This window comes from Rhizobium sp. PP-F2F-G48, assembly GCF_004342335.1.
Taxonomy (GTDB): Bacteria; Pseudomonadota; Alphaproteobacteria; order Rhizobiales; family Rhizobiaceae; genus Ferranicluibacter.
Genome location: NZ_SLVH01000006.1, coordinates 203,713 through 226,693, shown reverse-complemented (window position 1 = coordinate 226,693; position 22,981 = coordinate 203,713). Strand labels below are relative to the sequence as shown.

Sequence of the window (22,981 nt, the reverse complement as noted above, 5' to 3'; positions counted from 1 at the left end):
GACAGGCTGCAGCGAGAGCCGCGGCGGCCCGGATTTGCACGGCCCTTGCCGCATGCTGTATGACGGCTGATCGAAGGGCGCTGACATGACGATGGCCGGAACAGCAATGCGCAGCAAGGGTGAGACGACAGTGGCGCAAGGCGCGCCGCCGGCGCTGCGGCGGGGTGCCTGCCCGACGCTCGCGAGCCCCATGCAGACCGGCGACGGACTGCTCGCACGGCTGCGTCCTGCGTCCGGCGTCTTCACGGCGGAGGCGTTCCTGGCGCTTCTGGATGCGGCCGACGCGTTCGGCACCGGCAGGCTCGATATCACCGCGCGGGGCAATTTGCAGATCCGCGGGCTCCGGGGGGAAACGGTTGCGCCCCTGTCCGCGGCCATCGCGCGCGCAGGCATCGTGTCCTGCGAAGGCATCGCTGTGGAAACGCCGCCGCTCGCGGGGCTCGACCCGACGGAAATCGCCGATGCGCGCCCGGTCGCCGGCACGCTTTCCGCACGCGTTCGCGACAGCGGTTTTGATCTTGCACCGAAGCTGGCGATCGTCGTGGATGGCGGCGGGCGGCTGCATCTCGATGGTGTCGCGGCCGACATCCGGCTCAAGGCCACCGCCATTGAAGGCGGGGCTTCATGGCATCTGCTCGTTGCCGGACGACAGACGGGTCTCTCGGGGTCGGCAGACGCGATGATCGAGGCGGCGATGGCGGTCGTTGCGGAGATCGCCGCGTGCGGGCCCGCCGCTCGGGCGCGCGACCTTCCGGCATATGGTGCATCGGCGCCGGTTTCATCGCTTGCAGGGCGTAAAGCTTCGCCGTCGCCGGTGGCTATGTTCGATCTTGGCGCGCATGTCGTGCGGGGCGTGGCGCCAGCGTTCGGGCAGGCGGAGGCACAGGTCCTTCGCCGTCTGGTGGTTGCCGCCCTGTCCTATGGTTTCTCGCAGGTGCGACTGGCGCCCGGTCGGGCGCTGCTGCTGGTCGGTCCTGCCGGAAGTGACAGTGCGGCCCTCGTGCCGATCGCCCGGTCGCTCGGTTTTGCCGTCGATGCCGGCGATCCTGTCCTGCGGATCGATGCCTGCGCCGGGGCGGCTGGCTGTGCCTCGGGGCGCATCGACACCCACGCCACCGCGACGCGCCTGATCGCACAGGCGCCGGTGCTGATGGATGGGTCGCTCGACCTGCATGTATCCGGCTGCGCCAAGGGCTGCGCCAGGCCTCGTGCCGCGGATGTCACGCTGGTGGCCGCCGTCTCGGACGGTCAGCCGGGGCTCGGCATCGTCCTTGGCGGACGCGCCGGAGACCTTCTCCTGGCGACAAACCGGCTGGAAGACGTCCCTTGCGCCATCACAGCGCTTGGCCAATGGGTTGCGGAGACGCTAGAGAAGGGCGAATCGGCTGCCGCCTGCCTTCAACGGCTGGGGCCGGCGCGGATCGCTGCCGCCTTCTCCGGGGCTCGCTTCAACGGGATTGACCATGCCGTCTTATGACTACATCCGCGATGGCGATGCCATCTACGAGCGTTCCTTCGCCATCATCCGGGCGGAAACCGACCTTTCGCGGTTCTCGCCCGAGGAGGCGGACGTCGCCGTGCGCATGGTGCACGCCTGCGGACTGGTGGAGGCGGCTCGGGATTTCGTCTTTTCGCCCGATTTCGTCACCGCGGCACGCACGGCACTTGGCCGTGGCGCACCCATTCTTTGCGATGCGTTCATGGTGGTGAACGGGGTGACGCGCGCGCGGCTGACGGCCGGAAACGAGGTGATCTGCACACTGCGCGAACCGGAGACGCCGGCGCTCGCCCGCGAGATCGGCAATACGCGGTCGGCGGCGGCATTACGGTTGTGGGGGGAGCGGATGGGCGGTGCCGTCGTCGCCGTCGGCAATGCGCCGACGGCGCTGTTCTATCTTCTCGAAATGCTGCGCGACGGCGCGCCGAAGCCGGCGGCGATCCTCGGCATGCCGGTCGGCTTCGTCGGCGCGGCGGAGTCCAAGGATGCGCTCGCCGAGCACGCCTACGGCGTGCCTTTCGCCATCGTTCGCGGCCGCCTCGGCGGCAGCGCCATCACGGCGGCCGCCATCAATGCGCTTGCGAGGCCGGGTCTGTGAGAGCGTCGGGCACGGGAGAGATCGACACGGCCGAGATCAGCGTCGGCGGGGTGGCGCTTGCTGGCGTCAAGGCCGGGCGGCTGATCGGCGTCGGCACGGGGCCGGGCGATCCCGAACTCCTGACGCTGAAGGCCGTGCGGGCGCTCGCCGAGGCCGATGTTCTCACCTATTTCGCAAAGGCGGGGCGGCGCGGCAATGGACGGACCATTCTCGACGGACTCGGCAAGGCCGACGGCATTGCCAGCCTGTTTGCGCCGGGGCAGATGGAGGGCATCCTGAAGCCCGGCCGTATCGAGCTGCCGCTCTATTATCCCGTGACCGTCGAAATCGACAAGGAGCACGACGACTACAAGGGCCAGATCACCGGCTTCTACGATGCCTCGGCCGCAAGGGTCGCTGCACATCTGGATGCGGGACGGACGGTCGCCATTCTCAGCGAAGGCGATCCGATGTTCTACGGCTCCTACATGCATCTGCACGTGCGGCTGGCGGGGCGCTACGCGGCCGAGGTCGTGCCCGGGGTCACGGCGATGTCGGGCTGCTGGTCGCTCGCCGGCCTGCCTATCGTACAGGGCGACGATGTGCTGTCCGTCCTGCCCGGCACCATGGACGAGGCGGAGCTTTGCCGCAGGCTCGGCGATACGCAGGCGGCCGTGATCATGAAGGTCGGGCGCAATCTGCCAAAAATCCGCCGTGCGCTTGCCGCGTCCGGCAAGCTTGACGATGCCGTCTATGTCGAGCGGGGGACGATGGCGAATGCGGCGATGACGCCGCTGGCCGACAAACCGACCGATGACGCGCCGTATTTTTCGCTGGTGCTCGTGCCCGGCTGGAGCGGCCGCATGAAGGACCCCGCCGCATGAGCGGCCGTCTGACCATCGTCGGGACCGGGCCGGGCGATCCGCGGCAGACGACACCGGAAGCCCTCGAGGCCATCGCCGCCGCCAGCCATTTCTTCGGCTACGGACCCTATCTCGACCGTCTGTCGCTGCGCCCCGACCAGAAGCGGGTCGCCTCCGACAATCGCGAGGAGCTGGATCGTGCCAAGGCGGCGCTCGATCATGCCGCACAGGGCGCCGACGTCTGCGTGGTCTCGGGCGGCGATCCCGGCGTGTTCGCGATGGCGGCGGCCGTCTGCGAAGCGATCGACCATGGGCCGGCCCTCTGGCGCGACATCGATTTCCGCGTGACGCCCGGCGTGACGGCCATGCTGGCGGTCGCGGCCCGGATCGGCGCGCCGCTCGGGCACGACTTCTGCGCCATCTCGCTGTCGGACAATCTGAAACCCTGGGAGATCATCACGCGGCGGCTCGCCCTGGTGGCGCAAGCCGGGCTCGTGATTGCGCTCTACAATCCCATCAGCAAGGCGCGGCCCTGGCAGCTCGGTGCCGCCTTCGAGGTGTTGCGGCCGATCCTGCCGGCGCAAACGCCCGTCATTTTCGGCCGCGCCGCCGGGCGGGCCGACGAGCGGATGCGCGTCATGCCGCTCTGTGAAGCCGATGCGAGCGTGGCCGACATGGCGACCTGCGTCATCATCGGCTCGCCGGAAACGCGGATCATCGCCCGGCCCGGTCGCGACGATCTCGTCTACACGCCGCGCTTCCTGCCCGGAGCGGCCACGTGATCGATCCGGACAAGCGCCTCTTCTACCGTCGTGACCGTGGGCAGGCCGGCCTCGGCCGCGCGTTCGATCAGGATCACCGGGATCTGCAGCGCTCTGGCTGCGGCGATCTTGCCATAGGTGGCGCTGCCGCCGCTGTTTTTGGCGACGATGCAATCGATCCGGTGTTCGACGAGCAGGGCATGTTCCTCGGCCGCATCGAACGGTCCGGTCGCAAGGATGTAGCCGACATCGGGCAGGGCAAGGGGCGGCTCGACAGGATCGACGCTCCGAACGAGATAGGCGTGCTGCGGTGCGGCTTCGAACACCGCCGCTTCCTGCCGGCCGATCGCAAGCAGGACGCGTCGTGGCGACGCGCCCAGTGCTGCGACGGCGGCATGCACATGATCGATGCAGGTCCAGAGGTCGCCCGGCTGGCGCTGCCAGCTCGGACGACGAAAGGCGAAGGCGGGGATGCCGGTTTCAAGAGAGGCTTTCGCGGCATTGTCGGAAATACGCGTGGCGAAGGGATGCGTCGCGTCGATCAGGAGATCGAAGCCTTCGGTTCGCAGGGTGCGCGCCAGGCCGTCGGCGCCGCCGAAACCGCCGATGCGGGTCGGGACGGGCTGTGCCATCGGCGCGCGCGTGCGGCCGGCCAGCGACAGCACCACATCGTGCCGCGTGCCCGCAAGCGCGCCGGCCAGCGCGCGGGCTTCCGTGGTGCCACCGAGAATAAGGATATGAAGGCCCATGCGTGACGGCGAAAACGCTTCCCTGACGGCAAAACCCTGGCTGACGATCGTCGGCCTGGGAGAAGACGGTCTAGCGGGTCTCGGCGATGAGGCCAAGCAGGCGATCGCATCCGCGCGGCTCGTCTTCGGCGGCGCGCGGCATCTCGCGCTCGCAGCATCGCTGATCACGGGCGAAAGCTGCCCCTGGTCGAGCCCGTTCGAAACGGCCATCGATGTCGTGGTGGCGATGGCCGGCATGCCGGTCGTCGTGCTCGCCTCGGGCGATCCCTTCTTCCATGGTGTCGGCGTTACCCTGTCGCGGCGCATCGATCCGGCGCAGATGCGCGTCCTGCCCGCACCTTCGGCCTTCAGCCTTGCCGCGGCTCGGCTCGGCTGGGCGTTGCAGGATGTCGTCTGCCTCTCGCTGCACGGCCGGCCGCTCGATCTCCTCCGCCCGCATCTGCATGCGGGAACGCGCATTCTGGCGCTGACGTCCGACGGGGATGGGCCGGGAGCGGTCGCTTCCCTCTTGCGCGACAGCGGTTTTGGCGCCTCCGGCTTCATCGTGCTCGAAGCCATGGGCGGGCCGCAGGAGCGGGTGACGCGGCAGACGGCGGCCCGGTTCGATCTTGCCGACTGCCATTCGCTCAACGTCTGCGCCATCGAGGTGATCGCGGGTGCCGAGGCGCGCATTCTGGCTCTTTCGCCGGGGCTCGCCGACGATCTTTTCGAGCATGATGGGCAGATCACCAAGCGGGAGGTTCGGGCGCTGACGCTCTCGGCGCTGTCTCCCCGGCGCGGCGAATGGCTTTGGGATATCGGTGCGGGTGCCGGGTCGATCGCGATCGAGTGGATGCTGGCCGATCCCTCGCTTGAGGCCATTGCCATCGAGGCGCATCCGGAGCGGGCGACGCGGATTGGGCGCAATGCGCGCGCCTTAGGCGTACCAAGCCTGCGCGTCGTCGAGGGCAAGGCGCCGGAGGTGCTGGCGAGCCTTGCGGGCCAACGCAGGCCGGATGCGATCTTTGTCGGCGGCGGCGGGAGCGCGCCGGGCGTGATGGCAGCGGCGCTGGCAGCGTTGCGGCCGGGCGGGCGGCTGGTTGCCAATGCCGTGACGACGGAGATGGAGGCGGTTCTGCTCGCCTGCCATGCCGAGAGCGGGGGAAGCCTGACGCGGATCGACATTGCGCGTGCGGCGCCTGTGGGCACGATGACCGGCTGGCGGCCCGCCATGCCGGTGATGCAATGGGCTTTCACGAAACCGCTGGCGGATGCGCCGGATCGTGACGGCGAAGATCTTGGGAACATGCAAGGAGTGCCGGCGTGACGGTTCATTTCATCGGTGCCGGTCCGGGTGCTGCCGACCTCATCACCGTGCGCGGGCGCGATCTGATCGCAGCCTCCCCGGTCTGCCTGTTTGCCGGCTCCATCGTCTCGCGCGACCTGCTCGCCTATTGCCCACCCGGCGCCCGCATCGTGGACACGGCTCCCCTGTCGCTCGATGAGATCGAGGCGGAATACGTGCGGGCGGATGCCGAAGGCGAAGACGTTGCGCGGCTGCATTCCGGCGACCTCTCCGTCTGGAGCGCCGTCGCCGAGCAGGTGCGGCGGCTGGAGGCGCGCGGCATCGCCTATACGATGACACCGGGCGTGCCGGCCTTCGCGGCGGCGGCGGCGGCGCTCGGGCGCGAGCTGACCCTGCCGGCGCTGGCACAGAGTCTCGTGCTGACCCGCGTTTCCGGCCGGGCCTCGCCCATGCCGAATGCGGAGACGCTCGCCAATTTCGGCGCGACCGGGGCGACGCTGGCCATTCACCTCGCCATCCACGCTCTGCCGCAGATCGTTGCGGAGCTGACGCCGCTCTACGGCGCCGATTGCCCGGTCGCCATCGTCGTCAAGGCGTCCTGGCCGGACGAGCGTGTGGTGCGCGGCACGTTGCGCGATATCGAGGCGCGGGTGGCCGAAAGCCCGATCGAGCGGACGGCGCTGATCTTCGTCGGGCGGACGCTGACGGCGGACGGGTTCCGCGAGAGCGCACTCTACGATGCGGGCTATCAGCGCCGGTTCCGTGGCCGCGACGGACTTTAGATGTCGTTGCCGGAAATATCGATGCCCGGATCGGCCTTCGCGGTTTCCGTCTTGCGCGGGACGTCCGCGCTCTTTTCGGCGCGATCGCGGTAGAGCGCGGACTGGCCGAGCAGCATCAGCGTGACCGGCGTCGTGACGGTCATGAAGACCACGATCAGCACCTCGTGGACGATCCAGCGGTTCTGGAGCACGCCGAAGGCGATCATCGAGGACAGGGCGATCAGAAGCACGCCGCCGCTGGTGCAGAGCGTCGGCGCGTGCAGGCGCTCGTAGAAGCTCTGGAAACGGACGAGGCCGATGGCGCCGGCCAGCGTGAGCGCCGAGCCCGAGAGCAGGAGCAGGCAGACAGGAATGGCCGCCCAGACGGGCAGATCGACCAGGAACGTCATTCGATCACCTCGCCGCGCATCAGGAACTTGGCGAAAGCGATGGTCGAGACGAAGCCGAGCAAGGCGATCGTCAGTGCCGCTTCGAAATAGAGCACGTTGGCCGTGCGGATGCCGAAGGTCAGAAGCAGCAGCATGGCGGTGATGTAGACCGTATCGAGGCCGAGAATGCGATCCTGCGCCCGGGGGCCCTTGGCGACGCGGTAAAGCGCGCAAACCATGGCCAGAGCGATCATGATCTGCGAGACCAGCACGGACCAGATGATGAGAAGTTCGGTCATTCGAAGATCTCCTTGAGAAGCCGCTCGTAACGATGGGTCACGATGGACTGCCAGTCCTTGCCGTCGGCCGTATCGAGCACGTGAATGAGGAGCATGCGGGTCTGGCGATCATATTCGAGCCAGGCGGTGCCGGGCGTGGTCGTCAGGATGCAGGCGAGCAGCGCGATGGCATTGTCGTCCTGCAGCTGCAGTTCCACCATGACGAAGGCGGACTGCACGGGCGGCTTCCGGCGCGACAGAACGGCGCCGAGAACGGCGAGGTTGGATTGTGCGATGTCCTTGATGACGGATCCGGCGAGGCGAAAGGCAGCACCCGGCCGGCGCAGGCGCGGTTTGCTCGGTTCCAGATTGACCATCGCCCAGGAGAGCGAAACGGACAGGATCGTGCCGAGGAGGATCTGTCCCGGCGACACTGACTGGTTGACGAGCAGCCAGAATCCCAAAAGCAGGAGCGAGAGAACCGGGTAGGGAAACCAGTAGCGCATCACGATCCTCCGTGCGACACGACCGGCACCGCATCGCGCACGCTGCCGATATAGATCTGCGGCTGCGACAGGGCGGTTGCCGTATCCTGGAGATAGCGGAGCGCCGGGCCGGACTGGAGCGTCAGGAAACCGCAGGCGGCGAGAAGCGCGAGCACCGGCGTGATCTCGATCAGCCGGACGCGGGGAACGGTGCCTTCGATCGAATTCCAGAAGGTGCGGATGCCGACCCGGTTGAGCGCGATCAGCGCCGCAAGGCCGGACACGATCAGCAGCGCCACGAAGGTCCACTGCGCGCCGGTGACGGCTGAATTTTCGGCAAGGCCGGAAAAGAGCCCGTGAAGGATCGCGAACTTGGCGACGAAGCCCGACAAGGGCGGCAGGCCGGCCATCAGCATGGTGCAGGCGACGAAGCATGCGCCGAGCACGGCCATGGTGCCGGGTACGGCCGCGCCGACCTCTTTGGCGACCTCCTCGTCATCGCCGTCGCCATAGGCTTCCATGGTGACCGCGAGAACGTCGGCGCCCGCGTCCCGGGCGCGCTCCACGAGTTCGATGAGCAGGAAGAAGGCACAGATGCCGAGCGTGGACGAGATCAGGTAGAACAGCGTGCCGGGGATGACGCCCGTGATGCCGAGACCGATGGCGGCCATCAGCGATCCCGACGAGATCAGCACATAATAGCTCGCAAGCCGGCCCATCGCCTGCGATGCCATGACGCCGATGGTGCCGAAGAGGACGGTGAGGAGGCCGCCATAGAGCAGAATGCCCTGTCCGAAGCCCGTCGATGGTCCGGCACCGCTGCCGAACAGCAGAAGGGAGAGCCGGAGCAGGATATAGACGCCGACCTTGGTCAGGATGGCAAACATCGCCGCCACGGGCGGCGTCGCTGCGGAATAGGCCTGGGGCAGCCAGAAGCCGAGCGGCCACATGCCCGCCTTGACGAGGAAGGCGATGCCGAGCACGGCCGCGCCGGCCTCCAGCAGCATGCGGTTTTCGGCACTCAGATCCGGGATGCGCAGCGCGAGATCGGCCATGTTGAGCGTCCCGGTCGAACCGTAGATCAGGCTGACGCCGATCAGAAACAGCGATGACGCGGCAAGGTTGATGGCGATGTAATGCAGACCCGCCTTGACCCGCACTGGCCCCGAACCGTGCAGCATGAGGCCATAGGATGCGGCCAGCATGATCTCGAAGAAAACGAACAGGTTGAACAGGTCGCCGGTCAGAAAGGCGCCGTTGATTCCGACCAGCATGAACTGGAACAGCGTGTGGAAATGCGGGCCGGCCTTGTGCCACCGCGCCATGGAGAACATCTGGGCACAAAGCGCCATCAGCGTCGAGAGCGTGATCATCATCGCCGACAGGCGATCGACCACCAGGACGATGCCGTAGGGGGCAGCCCAGTTGCCGAGCTGGTAGACGAGCGAGGCGTTATCCTGCGCATTCGCGGAGGCGATCATCAGGGCGCCGCCCGTCAGGAGCATAAGGAGCGTCGCACCGAAGCTCAGGGCGCCCTTGAGCGATCTGCGCCGCTCGTCGAGCGGGATCAGCGCCGCCGCCGTCACGAAGGGCAGGAGGATCGGCAGGATGATCAGGTGACCGACCCAGTTCATCGTCCCTCTCTCCCGTCCACATGGTCGTTGCCGGTAAAGCCGCGCGAGGCGAGCAGCACCACGAGAAACAGCGCCGTCATGGCGAAGCCGATGACGATGGCGGTGAGGACGAGGGCTTGCGGCAGCGGATCGGTATGGGTGAGGAAGCCGCCGGCGACGCCTTTTTCCAGCACCGGCGGCGCATTGAGGCGCAGGCGGCCCATGCCGAAGATGAACAGGTTGACCGCATAGGACAACAGCGCCAGCCCGACGACGACCTGATAGGTGCGCGGCCGGAAAAGGAGCCAGATGCCCGACCCTGCGAACACGCCGATGCCGACGGACAGAACGAGTTCCATCAGCTCTTCTCCTTTGTCGACAGGCGGACGCTGCGCATATGGGCGCGCGGCGAGCGGACGGACTGGTGGGCGAGCGCAATGAGGATCAGCACCGTGGCGCCGGTCACCAGCGAGAAGACGCCGAGATCGAAGAGGATGGCGCTTGCGAGCGGTATCTCGCCGATCAGCGGCAGATCGGCATAGCGCGAATGGGTGGTGAGGAAGGGATAACCGAAGATCCAGGAGCCCAATCCGGTGGCGGTGGCGACGAGGATGCCGATGCTCATCCAGCGTAGCGGATGGATGCGCAGGCGCTCCTCGACCCATCGCGTGCCGCTGCTCATATATTGCAGGATGAAGGCGATGGAGAGCGCGATGCCCGCTGCAAAGCCGCCGCCCGGCAGGTCATGGCCGCGGAAGAACAGGAAGGCTGCGAACATGCCGATGACGGGGAAAAGCCAGCGCATGATCACCGAGGGGATGTGGAGATATTCCGCCACGCTCTCGCCGGACTCGCGCTCCGGATGGCGCGCGTCGAACGCGTTCTGGACGCGCTGCTGCTCGGGTCGCTCCAGGCTCTCGGCCGCCGGACGGAAGCGCAGGAGCAGGGAGAACACGGTGAGCGCGACGATGGCGAGAACGGCGATTTCGCCGAACGTATCGAAGCCGCGGAAATCGACGAGGATCACGTTGACGACATTGGTGCCGCCGCCTTCGGAATAGGCGCGCTCCAGGAAATAGCTGGAGATCGTCTCCGGCATCGGCCGGGTCATCACCGTGTAGGAGATCAGCATCAGGCCGACGCCGGCGGTGACCGCAATGACGAGGTCGCGGAGACGGCGGATACGCACGCCGATGGACATGGCTTCGGCATCGGGCTTCTCGAAGCGCTTGGGAAGCCAGCGCAGCCCGAGCAGAATGAGAACCGTGGTGACGATCTCGACGAGAAGCTGGGTCAAGGCAAGATCTGGTGCCGACAGCCAGACGAAGGTAATGCAGGTGACGAGGCCGGCACCGCCGAGAAGGACGAGCGCGGCAAGACGGTGGAACTTCGCCTGATAGGCGGCGCCGATCGCGCAGGCCATGCCGATCAGCCACAGGATGGCAAAGACCGGATCGATGCCGCGGAAGACGATGTCGGCCGGCTGGAAGCGACCCCAGAGAAGCGGCGTCGCCGCAGCGGCGATGGCCGCAAAGACGAGCAGGCGCATCTGGGGCTGAAGCCGCCGCGTGCCGGCCTTCATCTCCACCATGCGGGCCCATTTCCAGGAAAGGGTGACGAGAATGCGCTCGAAGATGCGCTGGCCCTGCAGCCGGCGGAAATAAGGCGGCCCCTCGACGCTGGTGGCGAGGTAGGGGCGCATGACGACGTAGAGCAGAATGCCAGCCACGAGCGCGAAAAGGCTCATGAAGAAGGGCAGGTTCCACCCATGCCAGACGGCAAGGCTGTAGACCGGCGTCGCATCGCGCAGAACGGAGACCACGGCCGTGTGCAGCAACGGCCCGATGGTGAGGCTCGGCACGATGCCGATCACCAGACAGGCCAGCACGAGGAAACCGATCGGCGCGATCATCCAGTGCGGCGGCTCGTGCGGTTCGCTCGGCAGATCGTGCGGCTTTGGGCCGAAGAAGACGGCGTAGATGAAGCGCAAGGAATAGGTGACCGCAAAGAGGCTCGCCAGCGTGGCGACATAGGGCGTCAGCGTGTCGAGCAGGTTGATGCGATGGGTTTCGATGGCCTCCGCAAAGAACATTTCTTTGGAGAGAAAGCCGTTGAGCAAGGGCACGCCCGCCATGGACGCGCTCGCGACCATGGCAAGCGTGGCGGTTATCGGCATGTATTTGAACAGCCCGCTCAAACGCCGCATGTCGCGGGTCCCGGTCTCGTGGTCGATGATGCCGGCGGCCATGAAGAGCGACGCCTTGAAGATCGCGTGGTTCATGGTGTGGAAGATCGCAGCCACGGCGGCCAGCGGACTGCCGAGGCTCAAAAGAACCGTGATAAGGCCGAGATGGCTGATCGTGGAATAGGCCAGCAGACCTTTGAGATCCTGCTGGAAGATGGCGAAATAGGCGCTGAGGAGCAAGGTCGAGAGGCCCGCGAGGCCGACCAGCCAGAACCAGGCATCGGTGCCTGCCATGACCGGCCAGAAGCGGGTGAGGAGGAAGACGCCGGCCTTGACCAGCGTTGCCGAATGCAGAAAGGCCGAAACGGGCGTCGGGGCCGCCATGGCATGCGGCAACCAGAAGTGGAAGGGGAACTGTGCGCTCTTGGTCAGCGCCCCCATCAGCACCAGCACGAGGATCGGCAGGTAGAGGGGGTGGTTGCGGATCGTGTCGCCGGAGGCGAGCACCACATCGAGATCGTAACTGCCGACGACATGGCCGACCAGCAGCAGGCCGACGAACAGGCTGAGACCGCCCGTACCGGTCACGGTCAGGGCCATGCGGGCGCCGTCGCGTGCATTGGCGTTGTGATACCAGTAGCCGATCAGCAGGAAGGAGATGATGCTCGTCAATTCCCAGAAGATCGAGAGCAGGATGAGATTGCCCGAGAGCACGAGGCCGAGCATCGCGCCCATGAAGGCCAGGAACAGGGAGAAGAAGCGCGGGACCGGATCTTCTGCCGACATGTAGTAGCGCGCATAGACCACGACCATGAGCGCGATCGCGCTGATCAGGGCCGAGAAAAGCCAGGAGAAACCGTCCATGCGCAGCGTGAAGTTCAGCCCGTATTGCGGGATCCAGGCGACATCGTAGCGCAGCACCCGGCCTTCGATCACGAAGACGTAGAGCGATGTGGTGATCGCCAGGCAGAGGAAGGCGACGGAGCCCGAGAGCCAAGCCGCCAGCGAGCTTCGATCGCTCGGCAGGCTGATTGCGATAAGGCTTCCCACGAACGGTGTGAGCACGAGCAAGAGCAGCAGGTTTTGCGCGATCTCTATGGTCATTTCCCCAGTCTGATCGTTACGACGTCAGCTTTCCGCGACAGCCCCTTGCGAGGGCCTCACGACGTCTTCAGGGGCCGAGCGGCTTGAAGGGTCTGCGCGGACGAACACTGCGCGACATGCCGAAATTTATGCCGGTATTCCGCCGTGAAGCCAACCCGCGAAAGTGGCAAATAGACACCGCCTGTCGTTTTTCCAGTTTGTCTTATGAACATCATCGGTGTTTTCGGCGGATGGTCCGACTGCCCTAACGCCTCATGGACGGGAAGACCAAGAAAACATCCTGTTACCCGCTCGTGATCTCGGCGCATCTGGGCCGTGTCGATGGCGTGGATGACGATTCAGCCGGCGGCGATCTCGTTTCGCTTCCCCAAAACGCAAGACGCACCGGAGAGGGCTCTCCGGTGCGTCTCACCTTGTTCGTCTCGTGGTTGCTTACTTCGTTGCGACTTCGATGCCGGAGCCGCCGCCGAGGGCGACGTTGAGGGCAACGTAGTTGGAAGCAAGGCTGCGGATGGCGGCTGCCAGCTGGATGCGGCTGTCGGACAGCGTGCGTTCGGCGTCGAGCACGTCGAGCAGCGAGGTCGCACCACCGCGATAGCTTTCACGGGCGAGGCCGAGAGCCTGTTCCGAGGAGGCGACGACCCTGCGAAGTGCCGACACCGTCTCATAGTTCTTGCGCAGCGCGATCATCGCGTTCTCGACTTCTTCGATGCCGTTGAGAACGGTCTGCTTCCAGGCGAGATACTGTTCCTGCGCGGCGGAGCGCTGCGCCTCGACATTGGCGCGCAGGCGGCCGCCGTTGAAGATCGGAACATCGAGCGTCGGGCCGAAGGACCAGCTCGTCAGGTTGCCGGTCACGGCATTGCCGAACGTGCGGCCGGCATTGATCGAGCCGCTGAGCGACAGGCTCGGATAGAGCTGCGCCTCGGCAACGCCGATATCGGCGGTCGCGGCGGCCAGCTGCCGCTCGGCGACGCGGATGTCGGGACGATTGCGCACGAGATCGGCGGGAACGCCGACCTTGGTGTTGAACTTCGGCCAGGGCTGCGCCTTGCCGCGCGTCAGCTCGGCAGTGACGGAGGTCGCGGGAAGACCGAGAAGCGTGGCGATATGGTTGGCTGCCTGATGGAAGCCGGTCTCGTAGGCCGGGAGCTCGGCGAGCGTGGAATTTACGAGGCCCTCGGCCTGCACGACATCGAGGCTCGATGCGGCGCCGGCGCTGCGGATGTCGTTGGTCAGCTTCAACGTCTCGCGCCGCGAGGACAGGCTCAACCGGGCCAGCGCCAAGGCTTCCTGGTTGTAGCGGGCGTCGATGTAGGACGTCACGAGATCGGAGAGATAAGCGAGACGGGCTACGTTGACGTTGTTGTAGGCGGCGTCGAGCGAAGCGGTGGCGCTTTCGCGCGCCCGGCGATACTGGCCGAAGAGGTCGAGCAGCCAGGACGCGCCGAGACCGCTGTCGAGCGACTTGGTTTCGGTGTGGCTGATGCCAGACGTCCGACGCAGGTAGGAACCGTCCGAGCCCTGCACATTGCCGGATGCGCTGCCGTTCAGCGCGGGAAGCGCATCGGCGCCGGCGATCACGACATTGGCGCGCGCCTGGATGATGCGCTCGATCGACTGCTGGACGTCAAGGTTCTGGTTCATGCCCTGCGCGACGAGGCTGTCCAGCTTCTTATCGCGGAAGCTCTGCCACCAGGGGTTCAGGGTGACGTTCGCTGCAGGGGCATCGGCCTTGGAGAATTTGGCGGGCAGGTTGTCGGCGGGCGTCTTGTAATCCGGACCCACCACGCATCCGGACAGCAGGAGCATGCTCATGGGAAGGAGCGCTTGGGCAATCTTCATAAGGGTCCCCATCCGGCAGGTTATGCGCCGGTAACGAATGATTCACACGTGGTCTTTAGCATGTTCATCACTCTAAGCGAGGAAACAATCCCAAAGCTGAGGGCCTTCCGCATTATTGTGTGAAAGTGTTCCCCGCATGCCACGCTTCTCCAGCTTCGCGCAAGGTAGCACTGGCGGTGCGCTTTTAATGCGCTCTATCTAAGATATTGATTTATCTAATGATCTTGGACTTGTCCCAATCCGCGACAGAGATCGCCCATTCGTTTTCCGTATTCACGCACTAACCGTTTTGATGATGGTCGTTCCGACCATTTCAAGCGGGTATCGGCCGTAAGTATCGCGTCCTGCCCGAATTGTGTTGTCTTTCAAGACGGCTTATGGGGCGCTGTCCGGCAGGGTGAGATCGCCGGTGCGAGCGGACGCGCCAGGGACATCGTTCCGGGCAAACCACGGTCGATCTCGCGCCGGACGTGAAGACGGCGGCAAATATTCTGCACGAGGGGAACAATTTCCCGACAGGGTCTGCGCGAAAAATGCGGTTGCATTGCCGCACTCGGTCTCACATCTCGTCGCTCACCGGAGCGCCTGCGTCGATCATCGAGACCAGTGTCTCCAGCCGGTCGGCATCCCGCGGCAGCTTGTCGGTGCGCAGTCGCGAGATGCGGGGAAACCGCATGGCGACGCCCGATTTGTGGCGGGAGGAGAAGGCGATGCCCTCGAAGGCCACTTCGACCACGAAGCCCTGGTCGGGTTCGGCCCGAACCGAGCGCACCGGGCCGAACCGCTCGATGGTATTGTTGCGGACATAGCGATCGAGCACTTCGAGTTCGGCATCGGTGAAACCGAAATAGGCCTTGCCCACGGGTACGAGGATGTCGCCCTTGTCGCTGGGGGTCCAGACGCCGAAGGTGAAGTCGGAATAATAGCTCGATCGTTTGCCGTGACCGCGCTGGGCATACATCAGCACAGCATCGATGTTGTAGGGCTCGCGCTTCCACTTGAACCACGGCCCCTTCATCCGTCCCGGCGTATAGAGCGAATCGCGGCGTTTCAGCATGATCCCCTCGATGACAGGATCGGGCGGCGCTGTCCTCAGTTGGTCGAGTTCCTCCCAGGACGAGAAGGGAACGAGCGGGGACAGGTCGAAATGGAGTGGCGGGGTGGTGGCGATCAGCCTTGCCAGCGCTTCGCGCCTGACGTCGAAGGGTTCCGGGCGCATGTCGCGGGGGCCGTCGAACAGGAGATCGTAGCCGCGCAGGAAGGCCGGGTATTCCTCGATGGTCTTGCGCGTAACCGTCTTGCGGTTCAGGCGCTGCTGCAGGTCGGAAAAGCTGCGCGTCGCCTGATTGGAGCGCAGCGTGCCCCCGACCAGCAGCTCGCCATCGATGACGCCCTCGAAATCCACGGCTTCGAGGATGTCGGGAAAGGCGCCGGAGATATCGTCGCCGCTGCGGGAATAGAGCCGGCGCGTGCCCGAGAGGTTGGCGAGCTGGACGCGGATGCCGTCCCACTTCCATTCCGCCACGAAATCGGCAGGGTCGAGATTGTCGAGGTCCTTGTCGCCCACCGGCGTTGCCAGCATGACGGAGTGGAATACGGCCGGCATGGTCAGTTCGGGACGACCGGAATGGCCGTCGAGCCAGGCGAAAAGCTCGACATAAGGCGGCAGCAGGCCGTGCCAGAGGGTTTCGATCTCGGTGACATCGACCGTGCCCATCTCGCCCAGCGCCTGCTTGACGAGCCGCGACGAAACGCCGATGCGCATGGAGCCGGTGATGAGCTTGAGGAAGGCGAAGCGGCTGGAGCCGTCGAGCCGGTCGAGCAGGCTGCGCACGAGGCTGCGGACATCCGCGCGACCGACCGACTGCAGCTTCTCGACGATCGATCCGAGCGAAAGATCGCCGACCTCGGCCTCATCCGGCTCGGTGCCTTCCCAGACGAGCGAGATGGTCTCGGCGAGGTCTCCCACGTAATCGTAGGAATACTGGAAGAGGATCGGGTCCATCCGCTCCAGCATCAGCTGGCGCAGCACGTTCGGCTTCACCGTCGAGAGCGTCAGCGTGCCTGCCAGGGCCGCAAGCGCATAACCGCGATCGGGATCGGGTGCCGTGCGGAAATAGTCGGTCAGCAGCCGGATCTTCGCGTTGCGCGAGGGGGTGAGGACGAGGCGGTCCAAGAGTTCGGCAAAATCCCGCATCATTCGCCCTCGTCGTCATAGCCCACCAGATGCAGCGGTCGGGCCTTGATGCCTTCCAGCTCGCACCAGCGGACCAGCGCTTCCTCGCGCCCATGGGTCACCCACACCTGTCCCGGGCGGATTTCGCGAATGGTGTCGGTCAGTTCCGCCCAATCGCAATGGTCCGAGATGATGATCGGCAGTTCGACGCCGCGCTGCTTGGCCCGCTGGCGCACGAGCATCCAGCCGGAGGCGAAGATCGGAATCGGGTCTGGGAAACGGCGGGCCCATTTGTCGGCAAAGGCCGAGGGCGGGCCGATGACGACGGCGCCCGCAAAGGCCGGCTTCTCCTTCGCGGTCACGGTTGCCGGGCGGAGTTCGCCGAGCGGAATGCCCTTGGAGAGATAGTAGTCGCAGAGCTTGACGAGCGCGCCATGAATATAGATCGGCTCGTGATAGCCGGCTTCGCGCAGCAGCATGATCACGCGCTGGGCCTTGCCGAGCGCATAGGCGCCGACCAGATGGGCGCGCTCGGGAAACTGGCGCAGGGAGGTGAGCAGTTTGCCGACTTCGTCCGCATCCGGCGGATGATGGAAGACGGGCAGGCCGAAGGTCGCCTCCGTGATGAAGACGTCGCAGGGGACCGGCTCGAAAGGGAGGCATGTCGGGTCGCGGCGGCGTTTATAGTCGCCGGAGACGACGATCTTCGTTCCGCCGCGGCTGACCGCGATCTGCGCGGAGCCGAGAACATGGCCGGCCGGATGGAAGCTGACGGTCACATCGCCGATCGTCATCGTCTCGCCGAGCGCTGCCTCCTGCGACTGGCGGCAGAAATCGGCGCCGTAGCGGATCGCCATGATTTCCAGCGTCTCCCGCGTCGCCAGCACCTCGCCATGGCCGGAGCGGGCGTGGTCTGCATGGCCATGGGTGATCAGCGCCTTGTCGACCGGATGTACCGGATCGATGTAAAAGCCGCCCGCTTCGCAAAACAGGCCCTTGGGCGTGGGATAGAGCAGCGTTTCCGGTTTCATCTTCCTCTAGATAGCCGGACCGAAGCCGGCCGCCAGAGAGACGGCCGGGATTCTTTGCTGTCTGCGCGTCAGGCGCGCGACAGCGTTTCCGTGATCACCGCCATGACGGCGTCGGCATCGATATCCGTGCAGACGGTCTGGCTCGGCAGGCCGTCCCAGGGGCTTGGCGGGAAAGAGCGGCCATCGGCCTTCTGGATGGTCTGGCCGTCGGCAATGCCGCCGCAGACGACGCGGATCGCACCGGTGCGCGTGGTGAAGAGCTCGGGCGCGACGACATAGACGCAGGCGCAGCTGTCGTGCACCACCATGCCGTCCTCGACGATATGGGCGTAGAAATCGATGTAGAAATCCGAGATTTCGGCGAGTAGCTTTGCGCGCGGTCCCGAGGCGGCGGCGATTTCGGCCAGGGCCGGACGGGTCATGACCGTCTTCATCGTCACGTCGAGGCCGATGACGGTCACGGGCCAGGCCGCACCCATCACGATGTCGGCGGCTTCCGGGTCGCCATGGATATTGGCCTCGGCGGCCGGCGTGATGTTGCCGGCGACATCGAAGGCGCCGCCCATAATGACCACGGCCTTGACCAGAGAGACGATCTCGGGCTCCTCGGCCAGCGCCCGGGCAAGATTGGTCATGCGTCCGACGGCGACCAGCGTGACCTCGCCGGGATGGGCGCGCACCGTGTCGATGATGAAGCGATGGGCGGGACGCGCGTCGGGCTCGCCGTCTACCGTGTCGGGCACACCGATATTGCCGAGCCCGTCATGGCCGTGGATCATCACCGGCCAGCCGACATGGGCGCGGGCGGGGTCGATCGTCTCCGCCACGCCCTTGGCGACCGGTGCCGGAATGTCCCATGCGCTTTTCAGGAACAGGGCGTTGCGGGTCGTCGTCTCGATCGAGGCATTGCCGAAGATGGTGGTGATGCCGAGAAGGTCGATGTCGGGGTGCTGGTGCAGGAAGAGCAGCGCCATGGCGTCGTCCACGCCGGGATCGGTATCGAAAATGACTTTGTGCATGATGCTTCCTCAGGTCTTCTGGCCGCGCTGGAAGCGGCGGATGCTGAATGGCGCGAGCGCCGGCTGCTCGCCCTGGTCGAAGAGATCCGCGACGAGCCGGCCGGTGGTGGCCGAAAGCGTCAGGCCGAGATGGCCGTGGCCAAAGGCCAGCGCAATGCGCGGATCGTTCGGGCTGAGGCCGATCACCGGCAGGCTGTCGGGCGTCGAGGGACGTCGGCCCATCCACTCCGTGCCGCCTGTTTCGGGCAAAGCCGGCACGTAGCGGCGCATCTTCGTGCGCATCGCCTTGGCGCGGGCGAAATTTGCCGGCGCATCCGGCCGTGCCAGTTCCACCGCCCCGCCGACCCGCAGCGCATTGTCGAAGGGCGTGGCGCAGAAGCCGTGCTCGGAAAAGAAGATCGGCATGGGCAGCGTCACCTTGGGATCGGCGAAGGTCGTGTTGTAGCCGCGCTCGGTTTCCAGCGAGACGCGCAGCCCGAGGCCGCGCACGAGGTCGCGCGACCAGACGCCGGCGGCGATCACGGCCTTGTCGAAGGTATGGCGCACGCCCGAAGACGTGATGAGGGTGATGCCGTCCGCACCCGGTCGCACCGCGGCGATGCCCGCCTCGGTGAAGGTCGCCCGGTCGCGCAGCTGCGCCTGGAGCGCGCGCAAAAAGGTCTCGGGATGGCGGAAGGTGTGGTAGCCGGCGGAAAAGATGCCGCCCGCCAGCGAACCTTCGAGGGCGGGAATGCGCGTGCGCACCTCCGTGGGGCTCAGGCGCTCGACGGCAAAGCCGAGGAGTTTTGCCGTTTCGCTTTCATGGCGGAAGGCCGCGTCGAGCGATGTCTGCGCATCGAAGATCGTCATGGCGCCGGTGTGCTGCACGGGGTCCACGAGGCAGGCCATCTCGGCAAGGTGCCTGTGATCATAGAGCACCGTGCGCATCAGGCCGAGCAGGGCGGTGCGGGTGCGGGCGGCCTGTGCCGGGCGGGCCGAGCGCAGGAAGGCAAGCAGCCAGGGGGTGAGGGCAGGGAGGTCGCTCCAGCGCAGTGTCAGCGGACCGAGCGGATCAGCAAGCCAGCGCGGTGCGGACATCAGCATGTCCGGTCGGGCGATCGGGTCGATTTCCGGAATGGCCATGATGCCGGCATTGCCGACGGAGGCGGGAAGGCCGGCCGCATCCTGTTCGAAGACCGTAACGTCATGGCCCCGCGCGATCAGATGGATCGCCGTTGCGCAACCGATGATGCCGCCGCCCACTATCCCGATCCGTGCCATGCCGTCCTGTCCGATGCTCTTGGATTCCGTTCGAAAACCCGGAGGGGCCGCGTTGCCGGTGTGCGGCAGACGTCCCCGTCGCTGCCCACGGTCATGCGCCATCCGGCCATCGGCAATCAAGGGCAAAGACGCGGCGGCGCGGTTTTTCGCATCGCGTCGCCGGGCACGCGACCGGTTCGGATTAAAGCTTCCTCAACCCCGTTCGTTTACGGTCCGGGCAGGATGTCTGCCGCTGGCAGGCCGTTGGAGCACGTGATCGGGTATGGAGCGGCTGAGGTGAAAGGCATTTCCCTGAAAGTCCGGCTGTCGAAGAAGCGTCTCATCGGCGCGGCCGCCTGTCTCCTCGTGGCGGGCGGTGGTGGCGCCTACGCGCTGCAGAGCGGTCTCCTTTCGGATGCGGTTGCGGAGGTGAAGGCCTCCCCGCCTTCGGGCGTCGCCTGCACCACGACCGATTTCATCAAGCTCAATCGCGGTGGTCAGCGCTGGCTGCGCAAATATGTCCGGACCGACAGCGTCGACGGCATCGAGCGGGTGCGCACCGCGCTTCGCGTCGCCGGCGTGCTGGCAAAGGCGGAGAAGGCGGATCTCTATCAGGTCGTCGTGCTCGACCGCGCGGGGCCCGAGGGACGGGCCAATCTTCGCGGCGCGGCCATTGGCGCCGAGGTGCTGTTTGCGCCGGACCCGACGAAGCTGCCGGACATGGACCAACCCTTTATCGCGCGCTACGCCGATGGCAGGGCCAATCCCGTGGGGCTGTTCTATGGCGAGCGCAAGACGCTCTCACCCGAGGATATCCGCACGGCTTTGACCGAAATGACCGACCGCACCGATTGCGAGACGCTGGTGGCCGATTCGTCCGCCCCCGTCGAGGGCGATACGGGCGGAGCACATGGCAAGCCCGCCAGCGGACATGGCGAGAGCGCGGCCGAAGGGAAGGCTGCGCCCGCCGAAGGCCACGGAGAGGCCGCGGACGCGAAGGGCGAAGCTGCCGAAGGACATGGTGAAGCCGCCGAAGCCGATGCCAAGCCTTCGGACGGGCATGAACCAGCCGCTGCCGCCGACGCGTCCGGCCATGAGGTCTCCCCGGAAGGGGAAGAGGAGCCTGCGGCAAAGGGCGGATGGTTTGCAACCGTGACTGCGATGATCCCGGGCATGGGCGGGGACACCTCCGCACCGCCTGCGGCAACAACCGAGCATGCACCCGCCGAGCAGGCCGTGACGGTCCCCGAGGCAGGTCACGATGCCGGCCAGGAGGCAGGCCACGAGGCCGGCCAAGAGGCAGGCTCGAAGACGGAAAATGCGAAGGCGGAGGCGCATGGTCCGGCTGCCGAAGACGCGTCACAGGTGACGAAGGCATCTCCGCTAGGCGCCGCCGAACACGCGCCCGAGGCTCCCGAGCCCGCCCATGAAGCGGCCGTGCCGCATGAGGTGACGACCGAGGAGACCGGCGCCACGCATTGATGGCGCCGGTGATTGCGAGGTGAAGTCTTCAGTCTGCCTTGCGGCGGGCCGGAAAGAGGATGACGTCGCGGATCGACGGAGCGTTGGTCAGGAGCATCACGAGACGATCGACGCCAATGCCGAGACCGCCTGCGGGCGGCATGCCCTGGTCGATCGCATCGAGAAAATCGTCATCCAGCTGCTTTTCCTTCTCGCCGCGGGCATGGGCCTGCTCCAGCTGTTCCACCATGCGGCGACGCTGTTCTTCCGGATCGTTCAGCTCTGAAAACGCGTTGCCGACTTCCCAGGCGTTGCAATAGGTCTCGAAACGTTCGACCAGACGCGGCTCGCCCGGTACTTCCTTGGCAAAAGGCGAAATGTCCTTCGGGAAATGCGTGACGTGACTCGGCTGCACCAGCGTTCCCTCCACCTTTTCCTCGAAGATGAAGGCGAGGCATTCGCCCCAGGTCCAGTCCTTCTCGACCTCGAAGCCGGCTGCCTTGGCGGCGGCGCGGGCGTCCTCGTCCGTCTTGATGGCGAGGAAATCGATGCCGGTCACCTCTTTCACCGCATCCGGCATGGGGACGCGCTTGAACGGGCCTGCAAACGAGAGGGTCTTGTCGCCGAAGGTCACGTCCGTCGTGCCGTGGATGGCCATGGCGAGCGAGGAGAACAGGCGCTCCACGAGATCCATGATGTCCTCGTAGTCGGCATAGGCCCAGTAGCACTCCATCATCGTGAATTCCGGATTGTGCCGGGTGGAGACGCCTTCATTGCGGAAGTTGCGATTGACCTCGAAAACCTTGTCGGCAAGACCCGAGACCAGCGTGCGCTTGAGGAACAGCTCCGGCGCGATGCGCAGGTACATGTCGAGCTTGAGCGTGTTGTGGTGTGTCTTGAAGGGCTCGGCGGTCGCCCCGCCATAGACGGAGTGCAGCATGGGGGTTTCGACCTCCATGAAGCCGTCTTCCTCCATGAAGCGGCGGATGCCGGAGATGATGCGGGCGCGCTGCTGGAAGCGGAGCTTCGAATCCTCGTTGGTGAGAATGTCGAGGTGCCGCTTGCGATAGCGCAGCTCGATATCGGAAAGGCCGTGCCACTTCTCCGGCATGGGCAGGAGCGCCTTGGTCAGCATGGTGATCTCTTGGGCGTTGATCGTCAGCTCGCCGCGCTTGGTGCGGCGCACGACGCCGGTGACGCCGATGATGTCGCCGATATCGACCATCGGCAGCAGAGCGCGCGCTGCCTCGGGCGTCGTGTCCTTGTGCGAGAAGATCTGGATCTTAGCCCCGGCATCGCGGATATCCATGAACATGCCGGAATTGCGCGACGAGAAGACGCGGCCGGCAACGGTGACCACATCCTCGGTCACGGCATCCGGCTCCAGCCCTTCGTATTTCTCCGCAAGGTCGCCGTTGGTGATGGTCCGGTGGAAATGCGCGGGATAGACATCGCCGATCTGCTCGCGCAGCAGCTTCAGCTTCTGCGCGCGGACTTCGGTGACGTCGGAGGAGAGGGCGGTGTCGAGCTTTTCGGTCATGGTTGCCTGTCCTGTGGCGGCAAGGCCGCGATAATGATGATCGGTAGCGTCGCCCCTTACCCTAGGCCCTCCCCGCTCGCGGGGAGAGGGACGTGCCTCTATTGGGGCCTCATGGGTGCCGC

Annotated in this window: 20 protein-coding genes; 7 read left to right on the top strand and 13 right to left on the bottom strand. The window is 65.9% G+C overall.

Annotation, left to right across the window (positions count from 1 at the left end; genetic code table 11):
- The first annotated feature begins 91 nt into the window (after positions 1-91).
- From cobG to C8J36_RS15655, 4 genes are read left to right on the top strand one after another with little or no spacing between them, the layout of a single operon-like run.
- Positions 92-1,477 carry a precorrin-3B synthase gene (gene cobG, locus C8J36_RS15670; protein WP_207897515.1) on the top strand — a complete coding sequence of 462 codons (1,386 nt, stop codon included), beginning with the start codon at positions 92-94 and terminating at the stop codon, positions 1,475-1,477.
- On the top strand, positions 1,464-2,096 hold the full coding sequence (locus C8J36_RS15665) for a precorrin-8X methylmutase (RefSeq protein ID WP_132536189.1): 633 nt from the start codon (positions 1,464-1,466) through the stop codon (positions 2,094-2,096). Before cobG ends, C8J36_RS15665 begins: the two co-directional genes overlap by 14 nt.
- Positions 2,097-2,146: 50 nt before the next feature.
- On the top strand, positions 2,147-2,959 hold the full coding sequence (locus C8J36_RS15660; RefSeq protein ID WP_132536334.1) for a precorrin-2 C(20)-methyltransferase: 813 nt from the start codon (positions 2,147-2,149) through the stop codon (positions 2,957-2,959).
- A complete protein-coding gene (locus tag C8J36_RS15655) occupies positions 2,956-3,720 on the top strand; it encodes a precorrin-3B C(17)-methyltransferase (protein WP_132536187.1) in 765 nt (254 codons plus the stop codon). Before C8J36_RS15660 ends, C8J36_RS15655 begins: the two co-directional genes overlap by 4 nt.
- Here the strand turns inward: C8J36_RS15655 and C8J36_RS15650 are convergent.
- The gene (locus C8J36_RS15650; protein ID WP_132536185.1) at positions 3,684-4,448 is read right to left on the bottom strand and encodes a cobalt-precorrin-6A reductase; all 765 of its coding nucleotides are present in this window, start codon (positions 4,446-4,448) and stop codon (positions 3,684-3,686) included. The two genes, C8J36_RS15655 and C8J36_RS15650, sit on opposite strands and share 37 nt — an antisense overlap.
- Here C8J36_RS15650 and cbiE point away from each other — a divergent pair.
- Together cbiE and cobM are read left to right on the top strand one after the other, a co-directional pair.
- Positions 4,447-5,754, top strand: coding sequence for a precorrin-6y C5,15-methyltransferase (decarboxylating) subunit CbiE (cbiE, locus tag C8J36_RS15645; RefSeq protein ID WP_132536183.1), 1,308 nt, complete (start codon positions 4,447-4,449; stop codon positions 5,752-5,754). The two genes, C8J36_RS15650 and cbiE, sit on opposite strands and share 2 nt — an antisense overlap.
- Positions 5,751-6,515 carry a precorrin-4 C(11)-methyltransferase gene (gene cobM / locus C8J36_RS15640; RefSeq protein ID WP_132536181.1) on the top strand — a complete coding sequence of 255 codons (765 nt, stop codon included), beginning with the start codon at positions 5,751-5,753 and terminating at the stop codon, positions 6,513-6,515. Before cbiE ends, cobM begins: the two co-directional genes overlap by 4 nt.
- Here cobM and mnhG read toward each other — a convergent pair.
- The 11 genes from mnhG to C8J36_RS15585 form a co-directional block, all read right to left on the bottom strand.
- On the bottom strand, positions 6,512-6,904 hold the full coding sequence (gene mnhG / locus C8J36_RS15635; RefSeq protein WP_132536179.1) for a monovalent cation/H(+) antiporter subunit G: 393 nt from the start codon (positions 6,902-6,904) through the stop codon (positions 6,512-6,514). The two genes, cobM and mnhG, sit on opposite strands and share 4 nt — an antisense overlap.
- Positions 6,901-7,182, bottom strand: coding sequence for a K+/H+ antiporter subunit F (locus C8J36_RS15630; protein ID WP_062595927.1), 282 nt, complete (start codon positions 7,180-7,182; stop codon positions 6,901-6,903). The genes mnhG and C8J36_RS15630 overlap by 4 nt, the downstream gene beginning before the upstream one ends.
- Complete coding sequence (locus tag C8J36_RS15625) at positions 7,179-7,667, bottom strand: Na+/H+ antiporter subunit E (protein WP_062595926.1); 489 nt, start codon at positions 7,665-7,667, stop codon at positions 7,179-7,181. Before C8J36_RS15625 ends, C8J36_RS15630 begins: the two co-directional genes overlap by 4 nt.
- A complete protein-coding gene (locus C8J36_RS15620) occupies positions 7,667-9,280 on the bottom strand; it encodes a monovalent cation/H+ antiporter subunit D (protein WP_132536177.1) in 1,614 nt (537 codons plus the stop codon). The genes C8J36_RS15625 and C8J36_RS15620 overlap by 1 nt, the downstream gene beginning before the upstream one ends.
- Complete coding sequence (locus tag C8J36_RS15615) at positions 9,277-9,618, bottom strand: Na+/H+ antiporter subunit C (protein WP_062595924.1); 342 nt, start codon at positions 9,616-9,618, stop codon at positions 9,277-9,279. Before C8J36_RS15615 ends, C8J36_RS15620 begins: the two co-directional genes overlap by 4 nt.
- Positions 9,618-12,548, bottom strand: a complete 2,931-nt coding sequence (locus C8J36_RS15610) for a monovalent cation/H+ antiporter subunit A (RefSeq protein WP_132536175.1) — start codon at positions 12,546-12,548, stop codon at positions 9,618-9,620. Before C8J36_RS15610 ends, C8J36_RS15615 begins: the two co-directional genes overlap by 1 nt.
- 432 nt (positions 12,549-12,980) lie before the next feature.
- The gene (locus tag C8J36_RS15605; protein WP_062595923.1) at positions 12,981-14,393 is read right to left on the bottom strand and encodes an efflux transporter outer membrane subunit; all 1,413 of its coding nucleotides are present in this window, start codon (positions 14,391-14,393) and stop codon (positions 12,981-12,983) included.
- Positions 14,394-14,952: 559 nt separating this feature from the next.
- Positions 14,953-16,590 carry a cisplatin damage response ATP-dependent DNA ligase gene (locus C8J36_RS15600; protein ID WP_132536333.1) on the bottom strand — a complete coding sequence of 546 codons (1,638 nt, stop codon included), beginning with the start codon at positions 16,588-16,590 and terminating at the stop codon, positions 14,953-14,955.
- Positions 16,590-17,600, bottom strand: coding sequence for a ligase-associated DNA damage response exonuclease (locus tag C8J36_RS15595; RefSeq protein WP_062595922.1), 1,011 nt, complete (start codon positions 17,598-17,600; stop codon positions 16,590-16,592). The genes C8J36_RS15600 and C8J36_RS15595 overlap by 1 nt, the downstream gene beginning before the upstream one ends.
- Positions 17,601-17,668: 68 nt before the next feature.
- Positions 17,669-18,619 carry a nucleoside hydrolase gene (locus C8J36_RS15590; RefSeq protein WP_132536171.1) on the bottom strand — a complete coding sequence of 317 codons (951 nt, stop codon included), beginning with the start codon at positions 18,617-18,619 and terminating at the stop codon, positions 17,669-17,671.
- A 9-nt stretch (positions 18,620-18,628) separates the two neighbouring features.
- Positions 18,629-19,879 (bottom strand): FAD-binding oxidoreductase, encoded by a 1,251-nt coding sequence (locus C8J36_RS15585; protein ID WP_132536169.1) that lies wholly within the window; start codon positions 19,877-19,879, stop codon positions 18,629-18,631.
- A gap of 276 nt (positions 19,880-20,155) precedes the next feature.
- Between C8J36_RS15585 and C8J36_RS25145 the strand changes: the two genes are divergently transcribed.
- Positions 20,156-21,340, top strand: a complete 1,185-nt coding sequence (locus tag C8J36_RS25145; RefSeq protein ID WP_207897513.1) for a hypothetical protein — start codon at positions 20,156-20,158, stop codon at positions 21,338-21,340.
- Positions 21,341-21,368: 28 nt separating this feature from the next.
- Here the strand turns inward: C8J36_RS25145 and lysS are convergent, their stop codons facing one another.
- A complete protein-coding gene (gene lysS / locus C8J36_RS15575) occupies positions 21,369-22,859 on the bottom strand; it encodes a lysine--tRNA ligase (RefSeq protein ID WP_062595919.1) in 1,491 nt (496 codons plus the stop codon).
- Between the last annotated feature and the right edge of the window lie 122 nt (positions 22,860-22,981).